At 67.9% G+C, this 16787-nt stretch carries 18 protein-coding genes; 1 reads left to right on the top strand and 17 read right to left on the bottom strand.

Annotated elements, in window-relative coordinates:
• Positions 1-344: 344 nt before the first annotated feature.
• From VIM12_RS13160 to VIM12_RS13110, 11 genes are all read right to left on the bottom strand, one after another.
• On the bottom strand, positions 345-488 hold the full coding sequence (locus VIM12_RS13160; RefSeq protein WP_331942107.1) for a hypothetical protein: 144 nt from the start codon (positions 486-488) through the stop codon (positions 345-347).
• A 102-nt stretch (positions 489-590) separates the two neighbouring features.
• A complete protein-coding gene (locus VIM12_RS13155) occupies positions 591-1031 on the bottom strand; it encodes a DUF3305 domain-containing protein (RefSeq protein ID WP_331942106.1) in 441 nt (146 codons plus the stop codon).
• 72 nt (positions 1032-1103) lie between these two features.
• Positions 1104-1460 carry a hypothetical protein gene (locus tag VIM12_RS13150; protein ID WP_331942105.1) on the bottom strand — a complete coding sequence of 119 codons (357 nt, stop codon included), beginning with the start codon at positions 1458-1460 and terminating at the stop codon, positions 1104-1106.
• 1 nt (position 1461) lies between these two features.
• On the bottom strand, positions 1462-1869 hold the full coding sequence (locus VIM12_RS13145; RefSeq protein WP_331942104.1) for a hypothetical protein: 408 nt from the start codon (positions 1867-1869) through the stop codon (positions 1462-1464).
• Positions 1870-1879: 10 nt separating this feature from the next.
• Positions 1880-2986 (bottom strand): formate dehydrogenase subunit gamma, encoded by a 1107-nt coding sequence (locus VIM12_RS13140; RefSeq protein ID WP_331942103.1) that lies wholly within the window; start codon positions 2984-2986, stop codon positions 1880-1882.
• Positions 2987-2998: 12 nt separating this feature from the next.
• Complete coding sequence (locus VIM12_RS13135) at positions 2999-3217, bottom strand: hypothetical protein (protein WP_331942102.1); 219 nt, start codon at positions 3215-3217, stop codon at positions 2999-3001.
• The gene (gene fdh3B, locus VIM12_RS13130; RefSeq protein WP_331942101.1) at positions 3214-3882 is read right to left on the bottom strand and encodes a formate dehydrogenase FDH3 subunit beta; all 669 of its coding nucleotides are present in this window, start codon (positions 3880-3882) and stop codon (positions 3214-3216) included. The genes VIM12_RS13135 and fdh3B overlap by 4 nt, the downstream gene beginning before the upstream one ends.
• 21 nt (positions 3883-3903) lie before the next feature.
• The gene (locus VIM12_RS13125; protein ID WP_331942100.1) at positions 3904-6783 is read right to left on the bottom strand and encodes a formate dehydrogenase subunit alpha; all 2880 of its coding nucleotides are present in this window, start codon (positions 6781-6783) and stop codon (positions 3904-3906) included.
• 10 nt (positions 6784-6793) lie between these two features.
• On the bottom strand, positions 6794-7000 hold the full coding sequence (locus tag VIM12_RS13120) for a formate dehydrogenase (RefSeq protein ID WP_331942099.1): 207 nt from the start codon (positions 6998-7000) through the stop codon (positions 6794-6796).
• A gap of 31 nt (positions 7001-7031) precedes the next feature.
• The gene (locus tag VIM12_RS13115) at positions 7032-7712 is read right to left on the bottom strand and encodes a TorD/DmsD family molecular chaperone (protein ID WP_331942098.1); all 681 of its coding nucleotides are present in this window, start codon (positions 7710-7712) and stop codon (positions 7032-7034) included.
• Between the two features lie 80 nt (positions 7713-7792).
• Entirely contained in the window at positions 7793-8392 is a 600-nt protein-coding gene (locus VIM12_RS13110) for a DUF3306 domain-containing protein (protein WP_331942097.1), read from the bottom strand.
• A 104-nt stretch (positions 8393-8496) separates the two neighbouring features.
• Between VIM12_RS13110 and VIM12_RS13105 the strand changes: the two genes are divergently transcribed.
• The gene (locus VIM12_RS13105; RefSeq protein ID WP_331942096.1) at positions 8497-9378 is read left to right on the top strand and encodes a DUF4142 domain-containing protein; all 882 of its coding nucleotides are present in this window, start codon (positions 8497-8499) and stop codon (positions 9376-9378) included.
• Positions 9379-9430: 52 nt separating this feature from the next.
• On the opposite strand, the gene VIM12_RS13100 is transcribed toward VIM12_RS13105, so the two are convergent.
• From VIM12_RS13100 to VIM12_RS13075, 6 genes are all read right to left on the bottom strand, one after another.
• Positions 9431-9601: a hypothetical protein gene (locus tag VIM12_RS13100; protein WP_331942095.1), complete on the bottom strand. Its 171-nt coding sequence runs from the start codon at positions 9599-9601 to the stop codon at positions 9431-9433.
• 90 nt (positions 9602-9691) lie between these two features.
• Positions 9692-11965: a glycogen debranching protein GlgX gene (glgX, locus tag VIM12_RS13095; RefSeq protein WP_331942094.1), complete on the bottom strand. Its 2274-nt coding sequence runs from the start codon at positions 11963-11965 to the stop codon at positions 9692-9694.
• A gap of 363 nt (positions 11966-12328) precedes the next feature.
• A complete protein-coding gene (locus VIM12_RS13090; protein WP_331942093.1) occupies positions 12329-12733 on the bottom strand; it encodes an NUDIX domain-containing protein in 405 nt (134 codons plus the stop codon).
• 109 nt (positions 12734-12842) lie between these two features.
• Positions 12843-13121, bottom strand: coding sequence for a hypothetical protein (locus tag VIM12_RS13085; RefSeq protein WP_331942092.1), 279 nt, complete (start codon positions 13119-13121; stop codon positions 12843-12845).
• 148 nt (positions 13122-13269) lie between these two features.
• Positions 13270-14874, bottom strand: coding sequence for a hypothetical protein (locus tag VIM12_RS13080; protein WP_331942091.1), 1605 nt, complete (start codon positions 14872-14874; stop codon positions 13270-13272).
• An 83-nt stretch (positions 14875-14957) separates the two neighbouring features.
• Positions 14958-16769: a hypothetical protein gene (locus VIM12_RS13075; protein ID WP_331942090.1), complete on the bottom strand. Its 1812-nt coding sequence runs from the start codon at positions 16767-16769 to the stop codon at positions 14958-14960.
• Between the last annotated feature and the right edge of the window lie 18 nt (positions 16770-16787).

The following is a 16787-nucleotide window of genomic DNA, read 5'->3' as shown; positions in this document are numbered from 1 at the left end:
CCAGGGTGCCTTCGGCAACCTTCGCGCGTGGATCGCCAAGAACATCGGCGACCCGGGGCTGAACGTTGCACGGCTTGCCGCGAAGGCGCGGATGCGCCCGCGCTGTTTCGCCCGGGCCTGCCGGGCGGCTGCCGGTCGCGCCTGCCACGGCGATCGGGGCGTCCCGTGACAGGCGGCGCGGCAGATGCGGCAGGCGCCGGATGGAACATCGACCGGATTGCCACGCAATGCGGTCTCCGGGATGCAGGGCGGATGCGTAAGGCGTTCTTGCGCCGCCCCGGCGTGTCGCCGCGCGCACCGCGAGCGTGTTGCAAGCGCGCAGCCTGCGTGCATCCTCTTCCGGCTCAGAGCACGAAGAACAGGACGCCTCCGATACTCACTGCCGCGGACAGGACGATGCACAGCACCGCCGTCTTCCTGTCGACGGTGTGGTGCTGCCTCACGTCAGTCTGTCGCACTTTCTTCAGTGCGTCTTCAGGTGCGCCCATCGGACAATTCCTTCCCGCCATCTGCTAATCGCAGGATAGACAGCGCGGGCAAGGCTGACCAGCCGAAGTTTTAGATTAATCCGGTGCAATGGGTCGCATGGTTCAGCCATGCTCCCTGCCTTGACGCGGCTTCGGGCGGTAGTAGGCCCGCAGGTATGCCGCCAGCCAGGCGTGGATCTCGGGCGGCATCGGCACGCCGTCGGTGCAGTCGCCGGAGTCGAGCATGCGGGTGCCCTCGCCATAGCTGACCGAGGCAAGCACCGGCGTCGCGAGCGCGCCCTGCATGCGCCACATGACGAAGACCTTGGGCTCCGGCGCGACCCAGTTCTCGAAATAGCCGTCGTCCTCATCCCGGTGCAGTTCGAGGCGCAAGCCGGGAATCAGCCAGGACTGCGTGTCCTCGCGCGACGCCAGCAGGCAGGGCGCGTCGCCGCCGGCGGCGCCCGCGACGACAGCGGCGGCCGACCAGGAGCAGTCGGCCCAGCGATGCGCCGGCGGATGACGTTGCATGACCACCGCGATCGGCATGGTGCCCATCAGCATGTGTATTTCCTTTCTCCGATGCGATCTGTCCACGACGCCGGCACGGGTAGGCAAGGTTGCGGCGCCGGTCCGCTACTTGCCTTTCTTCGCCGGGTCCTTGACGTCGGCGCTGGCTGGCGCGGTGCCGGCCTTTTCGCTACGGACCGGCATCTCCGGCGTTGCGTTCTGCTGCGTGCCGCCGGCGGGCACCGGCGGGTGGGTTTCCCATCCGTTCTCCGCAGCGCGCTTGCGCCAGCGGCCGGCCACATTCTCCATCGAGGCGGCAAGGTCCTGCTTCTCCTTCTCGGCCTGTTCCGCGGCCTGCTGCTTCTTTGCCGCGGCGGCCTGCTGCTGCTCGGGGGTCAGGGCCGGCAGTTTTGCCTGCGCGACGCCGCACAGCAGGCCGGCGGCGAGGCAGAGCGGGATTGCATGAGGGAGCATCAGGCGCATGTCACTTTCCTTCCTGTTTCGGCACGGCCGGGCTGGCGCCGCCGGGCGGGGGCGCCACCTGCGTTGCGGCGGCGCCGCTCGTGGTGCCCCCCATCTCCGCGCCGCTCGGGGTGCCGCCCGATCCCTCCGGGATGCCGGGCGTGCCGCTGACGCTGCCCGTCGGCGCCTGCCCCCTTACACCTTCCTGGCCCGCCTGCTTGCCCCCGGTGGCAGTCTGCGCCTTGGCGCCGGCCGCCTGCGCCATGACTTCGCCGCTGGTGCCGCCGCCGGCGGTGACCTGGCCCGGGAACTTCGTTTCGCGTACGCCCCTGGAAGCGTCCGCCGTCCCGCCATCGCCCTGGCCGCATGCGGCAAGCAGCGCTGCGGCTGCGCTTGTCGCGAGGAATGCCGTCAATTGCCTGGTCCGCATCACCATCTCCTCATGCGCGCGGGTGCACCGGCGCGCCGGCGGCGGAGGGCGGCGGCCGGTGGTCGCCTGCCCGTCCTTCCCGCAGGTCGTTGTACCAGAGCTCGTGGTGGGAATGCGCCCACTGTTCATCCACGGTCCCGTAGCGCATCGAGTGGTAGGCGCCGGGCGTTCCCCAGGTGCCGATGTAGATGTGGCCCATCGCGGCGGCGATGTACAGCGTGGCCCCGATGATGTGCAGGTAGTTGGCGGATTGCAGCAGGTAGCGCGTCATCTCGATGCCGGTGCTGAAACTCTTGAAGTAGGGGAAGTTGAGCATCAGTCCGGTGATGGACATCAGCAGGCCGAGCAGGGTCACGCCGAACCAGAACCAGATTTTTTCGCCCGCGTTGAAGAAGCCGGCCGGAACATGTTCGTGCCTGATCAGTCCGCCGCCTTTTCGGATCCACTGCCAGTCGATCCGGCTGAACAGGTTGCGGCGCAGGAAGGTGACGAACATCAGGATCGAGCACAGGATGAACAGCGGCCCGACGAAGTTGTGGATGTACTTGGAGAGCAGCGCGAACCAGAAGAACACCGCATGCCCCATCCACGGCAGCAGCACCTGCTTGCCGAACATGACGATCAGTCCGGACACCGCCAGTGCAATGAACGAGATCGCGGTGGCCCAGTGCACCAGCCGCTCCCAGCCGGTGAAGCGCTCGATCTGGCCGCCACCATGGGTTTCCTGCGCCGGCCCGACCGCGCGGTAGAAGCCGAAGATCAGCAGCGGCACGACCAGCAGAATGGTGCCGGCGATGGCGGCCAGCGGGCCGTTGCGCAGGGTACGCCAGGTATTGCCGCCGCGCTGCAGCACCACATCCTGTTCCGGCATGAAGCCGGGCGGGATGATGTAGTGACGGTCGAAGTGATTGCGGCCCGAGGCCGTGGAGCCGAAGCCGGGTTCGGGCACATCCTTCTCGGTCTGCAGGATGCTCTGTTCCTCAGCATAGGCGGGCACCGCGCTTTCATGCGGCACCGCTGCCCGCGCCGCGCCGGCGTGGACCAGCGCGGCGAGCAGCAGGGAGAGCAGGAGAAGAAGCGAAGGCCACCTGTGCAGCCGGGAGTATCGGGAAAGCATCTCGGGCTCCGATCACGGACTGGTCCGCTCGTATTCGTTTTGCAGCTGGTTGCGGTTGGCGATCGCCGCATTCCATGCCAGCCGGTCGTTGTGGTAGTAGGCCTGTTGCGGCAGATTGTCGGGCTTGCCGTTGTATTCGCCCGCGCGCCAAGGCGGGTGCTGCTCCACCTCCAGGCAGCCGGCCAGCGGCGCGAGTGCGAGTGCCAGGGCGAGGATGCGCACGGTCTTCATGTCGGCAGCTTCCGCGGGTTGTTCTGGTAATCGCCCGGAATCTGGTTGGTGCGCGGCCCGTCCTGCCGGCCCTGCACGCCCGCCTTCGCGTCCGGTTCGTAGGCAATGTCCCACCCCCAGAGCTCCGGGCCGTAGCCGCGCGTGTCCACGCGCTTCTTGTAGATGTTGGCGATGATGTTGGCGTCACCGCCGATGAGTGCCTTGGTGCCGCACTGTTCGGCGCATTGCGGCAGCTTGCCCTCGCTGATACGGTTGCGGCCGTACTTGCGGAACTCCTCCTCCGAGTTGTCCGGTTCCGGTCCGCCGGCGCAGAACGTGCACTTGTCCATCTTGCCCCGGTGGTTGAAGGCCCCGGTCTCGGGGAACTGCGGCGCGCCGAACGGGCAGGCGAGGTAGCAGTAGCCGCAGCCGATGCACTTGTCCTTGTCATGCAGGACGATGCCGTCGGCGGTGTGATAGAAGCAGTCGGTCGGGCATACGGCCATGCACGGTGCGTCCGTGCAGTGCATGCAGGCGATGGACAGGTAGTGTTCGCCTGGCATGCCGTCGTTGATGGTCACGACGCGCCGGCGGTTCACGCCCCACGGCACCTCGTTTTCGTTCTTGCAGGCGGTGACGCAGCCGTTGCAGTCGATGCAACGCTCGGTGTCACAGATGAATTTCATCCTCGATGCCATGGTTCTTCCTCAGGTTCTCACGACACGGCACAGGGAGACCTTGGTCTCCTGCATCATGGTCACGACGTCGTAGCCGTAGGTCCAGCCGGTGTTGGCCGCCTCGCCCAGCACGATCGGCGCCGCACCTTCCGGGTAATGCTCGCGCAGGTCCTCGCCCATCCACCAGCCGCCGAAGTGGTAGGGCATCCAGACCGTTCCCTGCGGCACGCGCGGCGTGACCATCGCATGCACCTTCAGGCGCGCGCCCGTCGGCGTCTCGACCCAGACGAATTCCTTGGTGCGCACGCCGATCTGCATCGCGTCCTGCGGACTGATCTCGACGAACATCGCCTGCTGCAGTTCGGCCAGCCAGGGGTTGGAACGGGTCTCGTCGCCGCCACCCTCGTATTCGACGAGCCGTCCGGAGGTCATGATCAGCGGGTAATCCTTCGAGAAATCGACCGCCTGCACCGACTTGTAGAGCGTCGGCAGGCGCCAGAACGCGGCCTTGTCGTCATAGGTCGGATAGAGCGCGACCAGGTCGCGCCGGGGCGACATCAGCGGCTCGCGGTGGACCGGTACCGGGTCGGGAAAATTCCAGACGTTGCAGCGCGCCCGCGCATTGCCGAAGGGAGCGCAGCCATGCTTGATCGCGACCCGGATGATGCCGCCCGACAGGTCGGTCTTCCAGTTCTTGCCGTCGGCCTGCGCCTGCTCCCCGGGCGTGAGCTCGTTCCACCATCCCAGCCGCTTCAGGAAGACATGGTCGAATTCCGGATAGCCGGTATCGATCTCGCTGTGCGCCGTCGCCGAGCCGTCGGCCGCCAGCAGGCTGTCGCCCTTGTACGCCACGCCCCAGTTGGCGCGGAAGGGCAGGCCACCTTCCGCCACCGGCTTGCTCAGGTCGTACAGGATCGGCGTGCCGGGGTGCTTCATTTCCGGCGTGCCCCAGCACGGCCACGGCAGGCCGTAGTAGTCGCCCTTGCAGGGGCCGGACTCGGCGCGCAGCGTGGTCGGGTTGAAGGTGTGCTTGTTGTGCATATGCAGCTTCAGCCGCTCCGGCGAACAGCCGGTGTAGCCGATGGTCCAGCAGGAGCGGTTGATCTCGCGGAGGATGTCCTCGATCACCGGCTCGTTGTTGACCACCTTGATGTTCTTGCACAGCTCGTTCGCGAAACCGAACTTGCGCGCGAACAGATACATGATCTCGTGGTCAGTCTTGCACTCGAACAGCGGCTGGATCACGCGCTCGCGCCACTGGATGCTGCGGTTGGAGGCGGTGCACGACCCCTGGGTCTCGAACTGGGTGGTGGCAGGCAGCAGGTAGACGCCGTCCTTGCGCCCGTGCATCGCCGCGGTCATCGTCGGGTAGGGATCGATCACGACCAGCATGTCCAGCTTCTGCATCGCCGCCTTCATGTCCGGCAGCCTGGTCTGGCTGTTCGGCGCGTGGCCCCAGAAAACCACGGCGCGCAGGTTGGACGGCTGATCGACGAACTCGTTGTTCTCCAGCACGCCGTCGAACCAGCGGCTCACCGTCGTGCCTGGCTTTTCCATCAGCTCCTTGGAGCCGAAGCGCGACAGCAGCCATGCATAGTCGACCCCCCAGACCGCGGCAAAATGCTTCCAGGCCGGTTCCGCCAGGCCGTAGTAGCCGGGCAGCGAGTCGGGATTGGGGCCGACGTCGGTAGCGCCCTGCACGTTGTCGTGGCCGCGGTAGATGTTGGCGCCGCCGCCGGCGATGCCGATGTTGCCGAGGGCCAGCTGAAGGATCGACAGCGCCCGCACGTTGGCGGTGCCGACGTGGTGCTGGGTGACGCCCATGCACCACACCACCGAGGAAGGCCGGTTCTTGGCCAGCATTTCCGCCGCCTGCCGCACCGCGGTTTCCGGCACGCCGGTAACCTCGGACACCTTCACCGGCGTCCACTTCGCCACTTCCCTGCGCACCTCGTCCATGCCGTGGGTGCGCGCGGCGATGTACTCCCTGTCCTCCCAGCCGTTCTCGAAGATGTGCCACAGGATGCCCCAGACCAGGGCAATGTCGGTGCCCGGGCGAATGCGCACGTAGTGATGGGCAAAGCGCGCGGTGCGGGTGAAGCGCGGGTCGACCACGATCATCTTCGCGCCCAGCTCCTTGGCGTGCAGGAAGTGCAGCATCGAGATCGGATGGGCCTCCGCCGGATTTGAGCCGATGAACAGGACGGCCTTTGAGCGATGCAGGTCGTTGAAGGAGTTGGTCATCGCGCCGTAGCCGTAGGTCTGGGCGACGCCGGCGACCGTGGTGGAATGGCAGATGCGCGCCTGGTGGTCGGTATTGTTGCTGCCCCACATGGAGACGAACTTGCGCAGCAGGTAGGACTGTTCGTTGTTGTGCTTGCTCGAACCGATCCAGAACACGGCGTCCTGTCCCGCCTGCTGGCGGATCTGCAGCAGCTTGTCGCCGACCTCGGCGATGGCCTGGTCCCAGCTGATGCGACGGTACTTGCCGTCCACCAGCTTCATCGGGTAGCGCAGCCGGTGCTCGCCATGGCCGTGCTCCCGCACCGAGGCGCCCTTGGCGCAGTGCGCGCCCATGTTGATCGGCGAGTCGAAAGCCGTTTCCTGCCGCACCCAGACGCCGTTGTGGACGATGGCGTCGACCGAGCAGCCGACCGAGCAATGGCTGCACACGGTGTGCTTGAGTTCGGTCGTGCCGCCGGCCGGCGTGTTGACCTGCTCGGCCGCGGCGGCGGGCTGGATCACGTTGAGCGGAAGATGCCGCGCCAGCAGCCCGGCGCCGGCGGTGACGCCCGCCCGCACCAGGAAGCCGCGCCGGTCCAGCGTGGCCGGCCCGAGGCGCTCCAGCGTCCGGCTCAGCAGACGCGGCGAGGCCTTGTTGACGCCATCCGATTTCTTTACCAGGGTCATGGCGCGCTTCCTAGAAATACGCGGCGGACCGGTAGTATTTGCGGATGTGTTCGGTCTCGTGATAGCCGCCGCCGGTGGGCTTGTCTTCGGGCAGCGGCGACGCGGCCGGCAACGGCGCCGCGCGCCGCGCGACAAGTGCCGCGGCCGCGGCGGCGACCGGCAGGCAAAGCGCGGCGGCCAGGAAAGACCGGCGCCGGACAGCTGGGGCTTGGTTCATACGTCGCTTCCTTGTTCTTGGTGCGTATTCCTCATTCGTCTGCGGCAGGCGTGCGCTGCTTCGCCTCGTCGGCATCGTTGCCGATCGAGAAGGCGGCCGCCTCCACGTCCAGGAAGGCACGGGCGAAGCGGGCGACGTGGCGGTAGAAGCACGCGGCCTGCGCCTCCCGGATATCGTCGAGACAACGCGCGTACCACGGCGCCAGGTGCCGGGTGAAGAACGTCCTCTGCGTGCCCAGCGGCTGACGGGAAGCACCATGCGTGCCACCGATCAGGACGCGCATCGCTTCGCATACGGCGCCGAGATGGTCCTCGGCCTCGGCCACCCCGGCCGCGCGCGTCAGCCCGAGCACGCGCAGGTCGTCGCGCAGGGAGGCGAGCGGGCGTTCCATCATGAAGCCGGTCAGGTAGCGCGAACCGTAGGGATTCAGGGCGGGCATGCCGACACTGATGAAGAGCGCGTCGAACTCGTCGCGTACGGCATCCGGTGGCAGCAGGCCGGCGGCGAGGACCATCTCCTCCCAGGCCTGGTCGAGGGCGTGGTCAGCGTCCGCCGCAGGCAGCGCGTCGGCCGCCGCCAGCGCCGTGAGCAGCGCCGCATCGGGCGGCTTCAGCAGCAGCGTGGCGATCAGCGCATAGAGATCGGCGCGGGCCTGGTCTTCAGGCGCCAGCGGCGGCGGTACTCCCATGCGGGAGAGGATTGCCTGTTCCAATCGGGGGCGCCTCCGTGTGAAAAATTGACATGCCTTTGGAAGGGACGACACGTTGCAAGCGTGCATGCCTGCACGCCGGGTCAAGGCGGGCGTACTTCAACCCGCGCGTCTTGCGGCGGCGCATCCCGACCGCGTCCTTCCTCCGGCGCCGCCAGGTCGTCACCCGGTTCGGGGACCGCGGGCACGTCCCCCTGTGCCGCCGGGGCTGCTGCCGCGTCCGCACAGGCTGTCCCTGCAACGTCGGCGGCCCCATCCGCCGGGCCCGCTATCGCCTGGTTCTCCACCCCGTCCGCATCGTCGCGATACAGGGGCTGCGGAAAAAGCGTGGTCCTTGCATGCGCGAGCGCGGCCAGCATCTCCGGCGACACCGGTGAAGGTCGGGTGTAGTCGTCGATGTAGATGTCCAGGCCATCCATTGCATGGAAGTGCGGGTCGGAGAACAGGGTCTTCAACGCTGCGCGCCGCACGCCGGGATCGACGCCCTTCGCCACGAAGCGGGAGAAATCGGAATCGAAGCGCAAGCGTCGCACGTCCTGCATGCCCGGCGCCGGCAGCGCCTCCCCGCAGGTGTCGTGGGAAGCACCGGCCTCCTGCTCCGGACCGGGCGGGGCGCCGCCATGGACTCCGCCCAGGTGCTCAGCCTTGCGCCTGGCCCAGCGCCGAAAGAAGTTGTCCGCCATGCGATGATCCTCGCCCTTGCCGCAATGCGCCGTGCCCAAGCAAGCTCTGCGCCCGGCACGAAGCTTGCGCCATGGTGCGCGTCGACAGCCGTCAGGAGAACAGCATGAGCCGGATGAATATGCGGGTTGCGGGCAGCGGCATGCTGGCCGCGTGCGCGATGCTTGCCCAGGTCGCCCTGGCGCAGGACGGCGTGTCCGACAAGGATGCCCACGACCAGCGCAATCGGGGCGATGCAGCGCGCGGAAGCGCCGCCACCGCGCCGTCGAGCGGCGGTACCGGGATCAGCGGCGGACGCACCAATGCCATGGGCGACTCCAAGGCGAACGATGCTGGCAGTACGGCGAACGAGAAGGGGGCATCGGCTTTGCAACCCGGCCCGACGGGCAAGGCGCGGGTCAGCAATGCCGACGCCCGGCTGATGCGCGAATTCGCGCAGGCGCATCTGGCCGAGATCAAGATGTCCGGGCTTGCCACAGCCGTCTCGGACAACCAGGCCGTGCGCGCGTTTGCCACCAAGATGCTGGAGGAGCACTATCGGGCACTGGACCATCTGAAGCAGCTGGCGACCAATACGGGCGTGATCCTCCCGGGCGGCGTCGCCACCCCGCATGCGGAGGTGTTGAGGAAGCTGACGCTGCTGACCGGAAGGGAATTCAACGATGCCTACATGCAGCAGGCGGGGCTCGGCCTGCATGCGCAGTCGCATGAGCTGTTCCAGTCGGCGGCCAAAGCGCAGTCGCCGGAACTGAAGTCCTACGCGGCATCATGGGTGCCAGTCATCGAGGAGCACCGGCAACTGGCGCAGGCGATGCTCGACGACCCGTCGAACGCCGCTGCCGCGGTGCAGGCCACCGTGCGGGCGGGCCAGTCCATCGCCGGCAACGCCAATCTGTCGATGGACGGCCGTCGCGACGGCAACAGCGGCAGCAGTGGCGACAAGGGAAGTGCGAACATTGCCGGCCATCCGGCCGGCGTCGTCAAGTAGGAAAGCAAGACAGGAACGCCGCCGGGAAGGGCGGCGCCCGGCCGCCGAAACCTCAGGCGGTCTTCGCCGCAGCGGTCTTGGTCGCCGGGGTGCCAGTGGTCGTCTGCTTCGCATCCCGTTCGGCCTTCACCTTGCCGGGTGCGACGCGCTTGGTATTGCGGAATTCGCTGTACTTGGTGCCGGTCTTGTCTGCAGGGAATTTGTTGCTCGGGGTCTTGGCCATCAGGTTTCCTTTCCACGGGCATGCCGCCCTGTTCAAATGTCGTTAGTCGATTTGCCGGGCCGGGGGTTTCATCATTCTTTTGGCAGCAAGCTATTCGCCGCCAGCCGGTCCGGCCGGTTCCGCCTGATCCGGCACGCCTGCCCAGGCCTCGATGTCGGCGCGGCCGAACTCTCCGCTGCGCAGCCGCCAGTCCTGGCGTCCCGTTCCCTGCAGCACGAAGACCAGCAGGGAGCGGCCGGTGACCGTGTAGCAGTGGCCGAAATCGAAGAACGCCTCGTCCGTCCTCGACGGATCGTTGGTGTCGATCAGGATGATCCAGCCGGTCCCTTCGGGCACCGGCGGCAGCGTGAAATTCACGACATCGTGATGGGCGTTGTAGATCAGCAGCAGGGTCGCGTCCGAGCCGCGGCGGCGGATGCCGGTTGCCTGGGCGCGGCCGTCGAGCAGCATGCCGAAACACTTGCCGTTCTCGTCCTTCCAGTGGTCTTCGCCCATCTCGTCGCCGTCGGGTGTGAGCCAGGTCACGTCCTTGACGCCGAAATCCTCGTTGACGTTGCCAGTCAGGAAGCGGCCGCGGTTCAGGATGGGGAAGCTCTTGCGGATTTCCAGCAGCCGGCGGGTGAAGGCAAGCATGACATGGTCGTCCGCCGTGATCTTGTCCCACTCCAGCCAGGTGATCTCGTTGTCCTGCGCATAGGCGTTGTTGTTGCCGCGCTGGCTGTTGCCCAGCTCGTCCCCCGCCAGGATCAACGGCGTGCCGCGCGAGAGCACGAGGGTGGCCATCATGTTGCGCTTCTGCCGCTCGCGCACCGCCCTGATCTCCGGATCATCGGTGGCGCCTTCCACGCCGTGGTTCCAGGAATGATTGTTCGAGTGCCCGTCGCGGTTGTCCTCGCCATTGGCTTCGTTATGCTTGTCGTTGTACGAGACCAGGTCGTTCAGCGTGAAGCCGTCATGCGCGCAGATGAAATTGACGCTTGCCCATGACCGCCGCCCGCGTTTGTTGAACAGGTCGCCCGAGCCGGAAATGCGCGACGCGAAGTCGGCCAGCGTGCCCGGGTCGCCCTTCCAGAAGGCGCGGACCGTATCACGGAACTTGTCGTTCCACTCCGCCCAGCCCGGCGGAAACTGGCCTACCTGGTAGCCGCCCGGGCCGATGTCCCACGGCTCGGCAACGAGCTTGACGCTGGAGAGGACCGGATCCTGCCGACAGGCGTCGAGGAAGCCGCCGCCCTCGTCGAAACCGTAGGGCTCGCGCGCCAGGATCGTGGCGAGGTCGAAGCGGAAGCCGTCGACGTGCATCTCCTGCACCCAGTAGCGCAGCGAATCGGTGACCATCTGCAGCACGCGCTGGTGCGACAGGTTGACCGTGTTGCCGGTGCCGGTGTCGTTGATGTAGTAGCGCTTGTTGTCGGGCATCAACCGGTAGTAGCTGGCGTTGTCGATGCCCTTGAAGGACAGGGTCGGCCCGAGTTCGTTGCCTTCCGCGGTGTGGTTGTAGACGACATCCAGGATGACCTCGATGCCGGCTGCATGAAACTGGTTCACCATCTCCTTGAACTCGTTGGTGAACGCGGAATGGAGATACGCCGAATGCGGCGCGAAGAAGCCGATCGAGTTGTACCCCCAGTAGTTCTTCAGGCCTTTCTCGACCAGGTAGCTGTCGTTGATGAAGGCGTGCACCGGCAGCAGCTCCGCCGTCGTGATGCCGAGTGCGCGCAGATAGGCCGCGGCCTCGGCCCGCGCCAACCCGGCGAAGGTGCCGCGCTCCTCCTTCGGGATGCGCTGGTTGAGGGCGGTGAAGCCTTTCACATGCATCTCGTAGAACACCGTGTTCTCCCAGGAGACCTTCAGCGGCCGCTGGGTGCCCCAGGTAAAAGCGGGATCGATGACGCGCGACTTCGGCACCAGGTGCGCGCTGTCGCGGTCGTCGAAGGACAGGTCCTTGTCCGGCGAACCGAGCTGGTAGCCGAACACCTCGGGGCCCCACTTCAGGTCGCCGACCAGCTGCTTCGCGTACGGATCGATCAGCAGCTTGTTGGGATTGAAGCGATGGCCTGCGTCCGGCGCATACGGGCCATGCACGCGATAACCGTAGACGGTGCCGGGGCGGGCCGCCGGAAGGTAGCCGTGCCATACCTCATCGGTGTATTCAGGCAGCTCGATGCGCTCGATCTCCTGCTTGCCGTCGATATCGAACAGGCAGAGCTCGACCTTGGTCGCGTGCGCGGAGAACAGCGCGAAGTTGACGCCGAGGCCGTCCCAGGTGGCGCCAAGCGGAAACGGCTGACCCTCTCTGACCACCGAGGGCTTGAGGACATGGGGGGCGGTACCCGGGACGCCTTGCGTGGGGACTCCAGTCATTCGTTCTCCTTGGTTTGCGATGCTCGCCGCTGCGGTGCGGTCGGGGGGCGACGCGGCTCCCGGGCAGGGAGGAATCATGGCGGCGAGTGTTCCATAGAGAGTTGCAAGTATTGAATCGTTCCTGTGCGCTGATGTGCGTCGCACTTCGCGGCGGTCGGGCTTGCACTTGCCCAAGCCGGCGCGCCGGCGGGCACCCGCACCGTGGATGATGAGACCATGCAGTGCACCGCGGGAGTGCCTGAGCGGACAGGCTGCGTTGCCGGCCGGCGCGGCGAAGCTGGTATGCGCCCAGGTTGCGCCGGGGATTTCCAGACGGGGACGTTCGCTGCCTCGGCACCGGCGCGCCGCGGCGGGCGCCTCACCTCAGTCCCGTTGCCAAGACGGACGGGCCAGCCAGGCGCGGATCGCCGCCTCATGCAGCGGAAACTTCAGGGGCGTGGCGTAGGGGGCGGACAGGATGCGGGTCACTTCCGTGTTCGGCGCGAAGCCGGACGGCAGCGGCACCGGTTCGGGATAGCGGGAGAACAGCAGCAGCTTGTTGTCCGGCGTGACCGAACTGAAGAACAGCCGCCAGCGGGAGGCCTGCAGCACGATGCCCATTTCTTCCCGTACTTCCCGCGTCAGTGACGTCGCGGTGTCCTCCATTGCGTCGACGTAGCCGCCGGGCAGGGCAAGTCCGCCGTCCGAACGCTCGACCAGGATCAGCTCGCCGGCAACGGTCGAGGGAATGATGCCGATGGTGACCGGCGTGGGATTCCGGTACGTCACGGCCGGAAGACGTAGCCGCCGCACGGGGCAGCGCACCACCCGCCAGCGCGGGCGCCGCGGGGCGGCGGGCAAGCCGCGCGTTCGACCGGGGAAGGCAGGAAGGGAAGCATCACGCTGCCCGGTGGATGGGCGGTATCTTGTGGAACATCCTGGCGCGCATGCGTCGTTCGCCGAGAACGGTGCGCAGCTCCTCGACCGTCCTGCCGGCACATTCGGCCATCAGGAGCAGCAGCGAAGGTGAAACGGAAATCCGGCCGGAGCGGATGCCTTGAATGACCGGCAGTGAAATCTGCAACAGGCGGGAAAGTTGCCTGTCGTTGGCCGCGTGCAGCCAGGATGCGAGGGTGTCTAGAAGGCGATCGGGTGCGTAGGAAAGAAACTGCTTCATAAGGAAAATGTTGCCTGAAGGAGGGACTTAGTTCTCATCTTTGCAACAAAGTTCCAGCTGTTTCAACGCCCGCATGCCGTCATGTGCCGGGCGCCACTCCTGGCGGGGCGGCGCCCGGTACAGCCTGCCCGGCAATGCCGGGCGCTGCTCAGGTTGCGGTGACTGCCGCCGGCGGCGTCGCCGGGTCGGCGGCAGGGGAATCCGGCGTGGTTCCGGGCGACCCGGCGACTGGCGCCGGCGACGCGGGATCGGGCGCCGGCGAGGTCGGGGTCGGTTCCGGCGAGGCCACGACCGGCGGAGGCGTCACCGGTGCCGGGTCTGGCGCGGATGAGGTCGGCGGGGTGGCAGGCGCGGGATCGGCCGGCGCGGGAGCCGTCGGTGCCGGCGTGGTTGGCGCAGGCGCGGTCGGCGTCGGATCCGGTACGGCAGGTGTCGCCGGGGCTGGCGCGGTCGGCGCAGGGTCAGGCGTGGCAGGTGTTGCCGGCGGCGTGCCCGGCGCGGACGTGCCTCCCCCGCCGGTCGCACCGTCGCCTCCGCTTCCCGCGCCGCGATCCGGGCCCCGTCCCTCGCTCGGCCGCGGCCTGCCAAACCGGTTCACCATCTCGGCAGCCCCTTCACGCAGCGCCGCCCGCAGGCTGGACCGGTCGTAGTAGGTGCCGGCGGCAGGCGGCGTCTGCGGCTGCGCAGGCGAGGGCGGCGGCGGCGCTGCGTCGTCCACCCTGCCGTCCGTGAGGTCGGCGGCGAGCTGCTCGGTGATGCCTAGCGCGGGTGCCGGGGCGGCCGGCTGCCGTTTCGCCGCGGCCTTTGCGAGGCCGCCCAGCACGGCGGCTGCCTTGCCGTAACGGTTTTGTGGCAGTGCATCTTCCGGGCTGGTGTTATCGATCGGTGTCGGCAGCGTCTTCACCGACTCCAGGTGCAGGTCGGGGTCGACGGTCGCATTGAATCCGGCGCGCACCGTTTCATTGGCTTCGCGCACCTGGTCGGCGGTCAGTCCGCGCAGGTCGCCGGCCGCGTTGCCCTGCGGCCGCAGGTTGTCGAGCGCGTAGCGGTATCCCGCCTCCGTCAGCGGCGTCACGCCCACGTTCTCGTCAAACCGGTCGACCAGGGCGTGCAGCACCCGGCCCGGCCCGAAGTCGACCATCTTGTCCATGCCCTCGTCGTAGTATTGCGCTCCCGCCTGTCCCGTCAGGGTGATCAGCACCGGGCCGTCGGAGGCGCGGGGACGGATCGTGACCAGTCCGTGCACCGGATCGGTCACGGCGGAGCCGAGCGTCGCGCCGTCGGAAAGCCGGGTCACCGTCATCAGCGCGTTCACGACCTTGCCTTCGCCGCCGCCCGCACCGGCGCCGCCGGCGCCCGAACCGCCTGAACCACCCGAGCCACCCGAGCCGCCGGAGCCACCCGATCCGCCTGCACCGCCTGCACCGCCGCCGCCGCCGTCACCGCCGCCGGCGCTTGCGCCGCCCCCGTCAATCCCCAGCGGCGAGGAACTGCCGCAGTAGTTGAGACCGCTCTGCGGCACGCCGCCCCAGCCGTCCGCATAGACCGCATTGATGTCGCCGTTGAAACCGGTGTTGATGTAGGCAACGCAGGATGCCTGCTGCGGCGCGCCCGACTGCCCGCTGGATGCGCCGGCAGAGACGCCGTCATCGCCGCCGCCGCCGCCACCGCCGCATGCCACCACGATGGCGGCGATCGCCACCAGCGCCGTGGTCTTCAGGCGTCGGGAGAATTGTTGTGGTCGGATCCTCATTGCAGTTCCTTTCTTGTCTGGCACCATCGCCGTCGTCGCGGACAGCGACTGCGGTGCCGGGTTGTGGTCCATGCCGGCGCCTGCTACTGCGCCGCCAGCGTGCGGTCGATCAGTTCGGGCCGCCGGTACTTCTGTCCGAACCGGCCCAGCGGCGAGAACTCCGCCTGCTCGCCGTCCGGGCCGTTGATGGTCCAGCCGATCAGCTCCTCCGCGCCCGGGGCCGCGTCGAAGTAGCCGTCCTCATTCCACAGCACCCAGCGTCCGTCGCGCACCGCGAACAGCGACAGCAGCAGTGCGCCGTCCCTTGTCCTGCGCCAGCGCAGCGTGCCGTCCGCCATGGCGACCACGAGCAGGCGGCCGTCGGCGCTGACGTTGACGGCGCGGGCCTCGGTCGCCAGCGGGATCCGCCATGCTTCCTTGCCGTCCGCCTGGATGCGGCGCAGCGTGCGGCTGGTGGCCAGCACCGCCGCGGTCTCGTTCGGCAGTACCGCCACCGCGCGCGAGATCTCGGTGGGGGCAAGCGCGACCGGCCTGTTTGCCACCGTGACGTCGTAGGAGTTCTCCCAGTCCTGCACCGGGAGGCGGCTCGCCGTCGTCCGCGCCGTGCGGGTGGCCCCGCGCTCGCCGGCCTGCATGTCGCGCTCGGCGACGGAGAAGGAGAAGCGCGGCTCGCCGGGTGCAAAACGCCAGGCGACCGTCCTTGCATCGTCGCTCAGCGTCAGCAGGCCGGCCTCGTAGAACTGCGCCGCCTTGGGTCCCGCCGCGATGACCGGGCGCGCGTCCTTCAGCACGCCCCAGCCGGGTTCGACGGTGGAGAACAGCACCCGGTTGTCGGTCAGCGGCAGCAGGTCGGTGATCGAGTTGCCCGCGGCGTGCGCCTCGCTGACCACGCCCTCGGGCCAGCTCACGCGCTTGACGATGAAGTCGCGCCGTCCGCGATAGCCGGAGCCCCCCGCGAACAGCGCCGAGCCGTCGCGCTGCCAGGCAACGTTGCGCAGGTTGCCCTGCTCGATATCGTCGAACACGAACGAGCGTGCCAGCGCCTGCGTCATCACGTCGAAGACATCGACCTGCACCTGCTGCGGCGAGGTGCGCGACTGGTAACCGACTGCAAGCAGGTTGCCGTCGGGTGAGAACTGGACGCCGCGCGGGTCCGGAAGGCTGGCGCGCATCGTCGCCAGGAGACGCACCTGTCCGGCGATGCCGTAGAGCCGCACGGTGCCGTCGGAGACTGGCAGCGCAAGCAGGCCGGTGTGGGATAGCGCGACGCTCCACGCATCCGCCGGCAGCCGTTCCTCGTGCACCAGCAGGCCTTCGTCGTCGAATATGCGGAATCCGGAAGTGCCGGCGAAAGCGGCGGCAAGCAGCTTGCCGTCGGGCGACCACTGCAGGCGCTTGATGTCGCCCCCGCGCGCATTGATCGACTTCACGAAGGCCATGCTGTGCAGGTCGTAGAAATAGATCCTGTGGATGCCGCCGGCGGCGGCGGTGCTGCCGGCAAGGGCAAGCCGCCCCTGCGGCGAAATCGCGGCGGCGTACAGCCGGCCGACGTTGTCCGGGCCGACGGGAACATGAAAGGTATGCAGCAGGCGGCCGGTCGCGATCTCCCACACCCGGGCCGTCTTGTCGTCCGACGCCGTGACCAGCAGCTGTTCTTCCGGATCGACGGCAAGCTGGCGGATGGCGGCGGTATGGGTACCCGGATCGATGGTCAGCGCGGGCGCGGCGGCGGCAAAGGCACTGCCCGAGACGAGCAGGAGGAAGAGCATGACGGCGCGAAGCACACGATGCAGCGTCGCGAACCGCGCCACTCGCGCGGCGGGTCCGTCCGGAAGCAAGCGCATTGCTTCCATCCGGGCACTGCACGACGGGGTCCCGAGCATCGACGATGCCATTACGGTTTGCTCCTCCGA

It is taken from the genome of Noviherbaspirillum sp., assembly GCF_036563305.1.
Classification (GTDB): Bacteria; Pseudomonadota; Gammaproteobacteria; order Burkholderiales; family Burkholderiaceae_D; genus Noviherbaspirillum.
This window is presented reverse-complemented; position numbering and strand designations above follow the sequence as displayed.

Coding starts and splice junctions, on each gene's coding strand:
- VIM12_RS13160 (WP_331942107.1), bottom strand. CDS start 488: ATGGGCGCACCTGAAGACGCACTGAAGAAAGTGCGACAGACTGACGTG.
- VIM12_RS13155 (WP_331942106.1), bottom strand. CDS start 1,031: ATGCTGATGGGCACCATGCCGATCGCGGTGGTCATGCAACGTCATCCG.
- VIM12_RS13150 (WP_331942105.1), bottom strand. CDS start 1,460: ATGCGCCTGATGCTCCCTCATGCAATCCCGCTCTGCCTCGCCGCCGGC.
- VIM12_RS13145 (WP_331942104.1), bottom strand. CDS start 1,869: ATGCGGACCAGGCAATTGACGGCATTCCTCGCGACAAGCGCAGCCGCA.
- VIM12_RS13140 (WP_331942103.1), bottom strand. CDS start 2,986: ATGCTTTCCCGATACTCCCGGCTGCACAGGTGGCCTTCGCTTCTTCTC.
- VIM12_RS13135 (WP_331942102.1), bottom strand. CDS start 3,217: ATGAAGACCGTGCGCATCCTCGCCCTGGCACTCGCACTCGCGCCGCTG.
- fdh3B (WP_331942101.1), bottom strand. CDS start 3,882: ATGAAATTCATCTGTGACACCGAGCGTTGCATCGACTGCAACGGCTGC.
- VIM12_RS13125 (WP_331942100.1), bottom strand. CDS start 6,783: ATGACCCTGGTAAAGAAATCGGATGGCGTCAACAAGGCCTCGCCGCGT.
- VIM12_RS13120 (WP_331942099.1), bottom strand. CDS start 7,000: ATGAACCAAGCCCCAGCTGTCCGGCGCCGGTCTTTCCTGGCCGCCGCG.
- VIM12_RS13110 (WP_331942097.1), bottom strand. CDS start 8,392: ATGGCGGACAACTTCTTTCGGCGCTGGGCCAGGCGCAAGGCTGAGCAC.
- VIM12_RS13105 (WP_331942096.1), top strand. CDS start 8,497: ATGAGCCGGATGAATATGCGGGTTGCGGGCAGCGGCATGCTGGCCGCG.
- VIM12_RS13100 (WP_331942095.1), bottom strand. CDS start 9,601: ATGGCCAAGACCCCGAGCAACAAATTCCCTGCAGACAAGACCGGCACC.
- glgX (WP_331942094.1), bottom strand. CDS start 11,965: ATGACTGGAGTCCCCACGCAAGGCGTCCCGGGTACCGCCCCCCATGTC.
- VIM12_RS13085 (WP_331942092.1), bottom strand. CDS start 13,121: ATGAAGCAGTTTCTTTCCTACGCACCCGATCGCCTTCTAGACACCCTC.
- VIM12_RS13080 (WP_331942091.1), bottom strand. CDS start 14,874: ATGAGGATCCGACCACAACAATTCTCCCGACGCCTGAAGACCACGGCG.
- VIM12_RS13075 (WP_331942090.1), bottom strand. CDS start 16,769: ATGGCATCGTCGATGCTCGGGACCCCGTCGTGCAGTGCCCGGATGGAA.